Here is a 5,804-nt window from a genome sequence, read left to right on the forward strand (position 1 = left end):
GGGGGGGCCCGGGTCGTCGCCCTGCGTACGACGTTCGCCCCGGGTGGGGCGTGGACCGTGGTGGTCGCGGCCGTCACCGACCGGACCGAACCGGCACCCGCCGGCTCCACGGCCCTCCCCGCCCCCGCGGCGCGGTACTTCGCGGTGTCCGGGACCGGTGGCGAGAACGGTGGCCCGCTCGCGATCGAGGGATCGCCGGCGGAGGTCGCCCCGCCCGAGACCGCGAAGGCGCCCGCTTCCCGGTTCACGCACACCGTCGCCGCCGACGGGCCGCTCGCCACCACGCTCGGTGAGTTCGTCCGCGCGTACCTCGCCGGCGGACAGAGCGCGGGCCTCGACCGCTACCTCTCCCCCGGCATGCGGATCACGTCGCCGGGTGCGAGCGCCTACACGAAGGTCGACGTCGAGGACGTCACCGCCGACGCCGAGCAGGCCGCCGGTGACGCGGCCCCGGCCGACGGTGCGCGGGCCCGGGTGCGGGTGCGGGTGGTCGGTGAGGACCGGGCCGGTGCGCGGTGGCCGCTGGTGTATCGGGTGGAGGTGACCGCGCGCACCGGCCGGTGGGAGGTCAGCACCCTGGAGACAGGTGCCGGCACACCGACCGCATCGCCCGCCGTCTCGCCGTCGCCCGCCGCCACCGCCACGGTCTCGGGCGGTGCCCGATGAACACCTCCGTGATGTTGGCAGGCGAGTTCAAGGATCTCGGCGATTCCTTCATCGGCACTCTGGCCGGGTGGACGGACAACGGAATCAAGGTCGCTCTGGCCGCGATCGTGCTCGTCACCATCGCCCGCAAGCTGTCCATGAAAGCCGCCATCGGCGCACTCCTCGCGATGGTGATCGCCCTCGCCATCTACGCCGCCCAGAACGATCTATCGGGGAAGGTCACCGACGAGATCAAGAACCCGTCCAAGAGCTCCGGGACGGTCACCGTGGTCGTCACGCCGCCCGGCGGGTCCAGCGGCGGTGTGCTGTGAGCAAGTCGGGGCGCTCGGGCGTCGCCCGCAACTACACGAGCGCGCGCCGGCACCCGTGGGTGTTGGGCAAGCTCGGGGACTGGACGATCTGGTTCGGGCCCTACACGCCCGCGCAGTTGGTCGTGATCGGGGGCGGCGCTTTCGCCCTGATCAAGGGCTACGACTGGTGGTCGTGGGCCGGCCCCATCCCGGTCGGGCTGTGGGTGGGGGCGGTGTGGGCGGTGCGCGGTGCGCAGATCGCCGGTCAGAACCCGTTCACCGCCGCGTTCGGCGCCCTCTCCCTGTTGATGCGTCACCCCGCCGGACGGATCGGCGGGCGTGTCGCCCGCGAGAAGGCGTCCGGGGTTCTGCGCCCCCGGTTCGTCATCCAGTGTGCCCCCACCCTCGCAGCCGCCGCCGTGCCCGCGACGGTGCCGGTCCCCGCGGTGGCCGGGGCGCGGGTCGGCGCGCTGAAGCCGGCCCCACCGGTCTCGCCTGCCGCTCGTGTGGCGGGCGGTTCGGGTCTCGCGCGGCTGTTGGCCGACGCCGAGCAGACCGAGAGGAGCGCGGCGTGATCAAGACTCCGTTTCGGCATGTGGCCGGCCATCTGCTGTGGTCCGTCACGGGCCGGGTGTGGGCGGTATGGAAGGTCACCCCGCTGCCGGGCGGCTATCTGCCCGCTCGCGTGCATCAAGAGCTGTTGGGGCGGGTCACGTCACTGGTGCGGTCGATGCCCGGCATGGATCCGCGGCTTTTCGTTCTCGCGGCCCGTACCGACCCCGGCGAGGTCGCGGAGCGCATGGTCGCGGACGTGGATTGGCGCCGGCTTCCGGAGTGGGCCGAGACGTGCGCGGCCGCCGTCGATCTCCTCGCCGACCGCGAAATGCACGAACGCACCCTGTGGCTCGCCGTGCCCGTCGCCTCGAACGGCTCGACCGCGGCCGCGTCCCTGTCCGCCCTCTACTCCGAACTCTCGGCGAATCTGAACCTCGCGCCCGTCCCGGTTCCCGAGGCGGAGGTGACGGCCGCGTTCGCCGACGCCGACCGCATCCAATCCTCACTGGGGGGCGGTCTCGGACTGCGGCCCGCGTCACCGGCCGAGATCGTGTGGATGCTCCAGCACGCCATACACCGCGGCCTGTCGCAGGAACCGCTCCTGTCCGACGCCGAGCACAGCCCGCTGTACGGGAGCCGTGTCCACGCGGGCCGGCTCCAGTCCCCCTCGTACACCGACCTGGGCGACATCCGTGTCGCCGAGGGTGGTCAGGAAGCCCGCGAGGAGCCGAGCAAGGCGGCCCGCAACAAGCGGCCGTGGTGGCGTTCCGCCGCGACGTCCTCCCCGCTGGGACGTCGGTGGCTTCAGGCCGAGTCGGAAGCCGGTACCGGCTACCAATCCCATCTGGTGTTGGCGGAGCTCCCGCCCGCGGTGTCGGTGGAGGCCGCCGACATCCTCGCCCAACTGGAGGGGTTGCCTTTCCCGATCGACGTCACGGTGGACCTGCGGGTGGTGCCCTCGAAGAAGGCCCGCGCGCAGGTGCAGCGCAAGAAGCGCGAGTTGCTCGATCAGGCCGACCAGTACGGGGCGCAGCCCACCGGGATGCCGCACTCGCTGCCGGACGCGGCCGGGGACCTCGCCGAGGAAGACGCCCGCATGGCCCGCACGTCCGTGGAGGTCGAGGTCCAGTCGGTCACCGTGCTCACCGTGTGGGCCGGCGACGCGGACACCTGTGACGCGCGGGCCCGGGAACTGTCGGCGGCCCTGTCGGGGGGCGACTACCGGGCGGTGCGCCCCTACGGCATGCAAGAAGACCTGTTCGCCCTGTCCCTGCCCGGGACGGCGCGGGCCGCGCAGCTCGGGCAGTTCACCCAGCACCAACTGTCCGAGGACTGGGCCGCCGCCGGGGCCCTGACGCTGTCTCGGGTGGGAGATCCGACAGGGATCATGATCGGGCACGATCTCGACAGTGGCACGATCCGTCCCGTCCTGATCAACCCGGCTGATGCGCCGCAGGTCCACGCGTCCGCGTCCAGCGCGGTATGCGGCGACCTCGGTGGCGGCAAGAGCGTGTTGGCGAAGGAAGTGACCGCCGCGGTCGTGGACCGTGGCGGGCGCGCCATCGTCATCGACCGCACGCCGATCCGGGAATGGGCGACGTTCGCCCGCTCGTCCATGGGCGAGCGCTGCCAGATCATCGACGCCGCCCAGGCTCACATCTCCATCGACCCCCTGCGGGTGTTCGGGGGCGCCATCGGCGCGCATTACGCCCTGTCGTATCTGACCCTGCAACTGGGGGTCGGGGCGATGACGGCCGCGGGCGCGGTGCTGCACCACGCGGTCGAGGAGGTGTCCGGGGGGCCCGAGCCGTCCATGGGCAAGGTCCTCGACGTCCTGGCGGCCCTCGCGAAGACCGGCGGGAGCAGTCGCGCGGACGCCGCCGCGACCATGGCAGACCTGCTGCGGATCGTCCGCGGCAACCCGCTCGCCGGCATGGTCTTCGACCCGGAACTGCCGCCGGTGACGCTGGATGGGGACTTGGGCGCGGACATGGTGGTGGTCACCACCGCCGGCCTCACCCTGCCCCCGAAGGAGGCCTTCGCCAACGCCGAGATTCTGCGTCAGCAGCCGCTGGAGGCCCTGATCGGGCGGGCGGTGTTGTATCTGATCGCGGCCATCGCCCGGCAGGCGGCGTTCACCGAGCCTGACCGGTTCTGTCTGGTCACCCTCGACGAGGTGTACTGGCTGACCTCTTCCGCCGAGGGCGCCGCACTGGTCCACGAGATCCTCCACGACGGCCGCAAGCACGGCGCCGGCGTGTTCATGGGCGCCCACGACGAACAGGAACTTGGCAAGGACGCCGGGCTGATCGCCTACCGCTACCTCTCCCGCACCACCGACAGCGCCCGTGCCGCCCGAGGCCTGAAGTTCCTGGGGCTCGACGGCGAGGACGAGGACCTGATCCGACTGGTGACCACCGGCCTGTCCCCCGTCGGCCAGGTCGGCCGCGAAGGGGAGATGCTGCTGCGCGACCCGCGCATGCAGATCGGCCGTATCAAGGTCGTCGTCCCCAACGTCCCCCGCATCAAGGACGCCATCTACACCACCCCCGGCCGCAAGGGCCGGCCCACCGCTGTCGGCGGGAGGACCCTGTGAACACCATGCCCGCGCTGTGGTGGGTGACGGTGGGGATACGCCGGTGGACGGACCGCCTGGACCGCGGAACCCTGCGCGCCGCCGGTTTCGTCGCACTCCTCACGGTCGTCTTTCTGATCACGAACACCTCGGTCGCGATGGCAGCGGACGGCGCCACCTCCGGCGGGGGCCTGTTGGCCCCCCTCGACATCCGCGGCAGTGAAGGCGCCCCGCTCAGCGGCTACCAGTTGGAGAGCCTCTCACTGAACGCGGGGCGCACTCCCGCCGAGATGGCGGTCGCCGCGTCCGGTGTCGGTGTGGCGTTCGACATCGTCGATGGACTGCAACGAATGCTGCTGGGAGGCCTGTTCACACTGGCCCGGCTGTTGGTCGGGTTGGCGTGCTGGCTGATCGGATTCGTCTTCCGTTTTCCGATCACCTCCCTGCTGACGGATCCCGCGCAGAAACTCGCCGACGCCTACGCCCGCCACGTGGTCGCCCCCCTCGGGATCAAAGGCCTGTTCCTCGCATGGGCTTTCGCGTTCGGGTTGATCCTGTTCGTGCGGGGGAAGGTGGGCACCGGACTCGGCGAAATCATGCTGACGCTGGTCATCGTCGCCCTCGCGGCCAGCGCTTTCGTGCGCCCCGACCACCTGCTCGGCAAGGACGGGCCGGTCGCCCAGTCCCACCGGGCGGCCGTCGAGGTCGCGTCCATCACCACCACCTCCTACTTCGGCGGCCCCGACTCCTGCGCGACGGGAACCGGCCCGCCGAACCCCGGCTGCGTGACGGAACACGACCGGGTGCGCTCCGATCCCAAGACGACGACCGGCCCGATTCAGGCCGCGCTCACCGACGCCTTGATCGTCAAGCCCTACATGCTCCTGCAATACGGCCGTGTCCTGGATCCGAAGAACGTCAACGACAAAGCCGCGTACGCCGCCCACATGAAGTGGGTCCAAGGCAGCCACGAGGCCCGCGCGAAGCCGGGCGAGGGGGAGATCACGCAGGAAGCCCGCGACGTCTGCGAGGGCACCTTCGGGCCGATCAAGGACAACTGCGAACGCAACAACACCGACTTCCCGCCCGACCCCGAGGAGAAGGAGACCGTTCCGGAGGATTGCAGGCTGCTGCCGGACGGGTCCGCCGCCAAGAAGTACTGCGAGAAGTCGGCGGCCGAGGAGAAGGCGAAGAACCCGTGCCGGGACCTTGACGGGCCCTCCCTGGAGTACTGCCTGTCCGACAACGACCCCTGCGCCAAGCTTCACGAGAAGGCCCGACCGTACTGCGAGAACGGCAACGGCCTGCGACAGAACGTCACCTTCGAGCAGCACATCACCAACCTGAAAGCGGCCGGCGAGGTCGGCAAGGAATGTGCCGCGTTCGCGCAAAAGGCCACGTGGGAACGGGTGTGGGCGGTCGTCGCGCTCCTCATCGCGGTGCTCGTGGTGACGTTGATGGTCCTGTCGATGGCGGTGGTGTTGCTCGGAGCCCAAGGCGCCGAGGCGGCAGCGGCGGCCGCCGCGCCCATCGCGTGGGTGTGGTCGATGCTCCCCGGGCCCTCCCGCATGCTGCTGTGGCGCTGGATCGGCGTGTTCATCGTCTCGGCCATGGTCTCCTTCGTGGCCGCGATGGCGCTGCCGATGTTCGGTATCGCCGTGGACGCGATCCTCGCCGACAGCGGCCCCGACGTCATGGTCGAACGACTCCTGTTGTTG

At 70.9% G+C, this 5,804-nt stretch carries 3 protein-coding genes and 2 pseudogenes; all 5 read left to right on the forward strand.

Annotated elements, in window-relative coordinates; translation table 11 throughout:
- Window positions 1–666, forward strand: a pseudogene (locus ADK55_RS09205) (conjugal transfer protein); the annotation flags it as partial.
- The gene (locus ADK55_RS09210) at window positions 663–977 is read left to right on the forward strand and encodes a hypothetical protein (RefSeq protein ID WP_063839486.1); all 315 of its coding nucleotides are present in this window, start codon (window positions 663–665) and stop codon (window positions 975–977) included. The pseudogene ADK55_RS09205 and the gene ADK55_RS09210, both read left to right, overlap by 4 nt.
- Complete coding sequence (locus ADK55_RS09215) at window positions 974–1,531, forward strand: hypothetical protein (protein ID WP_053676995.1); 558 nt, start codon at window positions 974–976, stop codon at window positions 1,529–1,531. Before ADK55_RS09210 ends, ADK55_RS09215 begins: the two co-directional genes overlap by 4 nt.
- Window positions 1,528–4,107, forward strand: coding sequence for an ATP-binding protein (locus ADK55_RS09220; RefSeq protein WP_078998689.1), 2,580 nt, complete (start codon window positions 1,528–1,530; stop codon window positions 4,105–4,107). Before ADK55_RS09215 ends, ADK55_RS09220 begins: the two co-directional genes overlap by 4 nt.
- Window positions 4,104–5,804: pseudogene (locus ADK55_RS09225) on the forward strand (hypothetical protein); the annotation flags it as partial. The gene ADK55_RS09220 and the pseudogene ADK55_RS09225, both read left to right, overlap by 4 nt.

The sequence above is a fragment of the Streptomyces sp. WM4235 genome, assembly GCF_001279725.1.
Lineage (GTDB): Bacteria > Actinomycetota > Actinomycetes > Streptomycetales > Streptomycetaceae > Streptomyces.

Coding starts and splice junctions, on each gene's coding strand:
- ADK55_RS09210 (WP_063839486.1), top strand. CDS start 663: ATGAACACCTCCGTGATGTTGGCAGGCGAGTTCAAGGATCTCGGCGAT.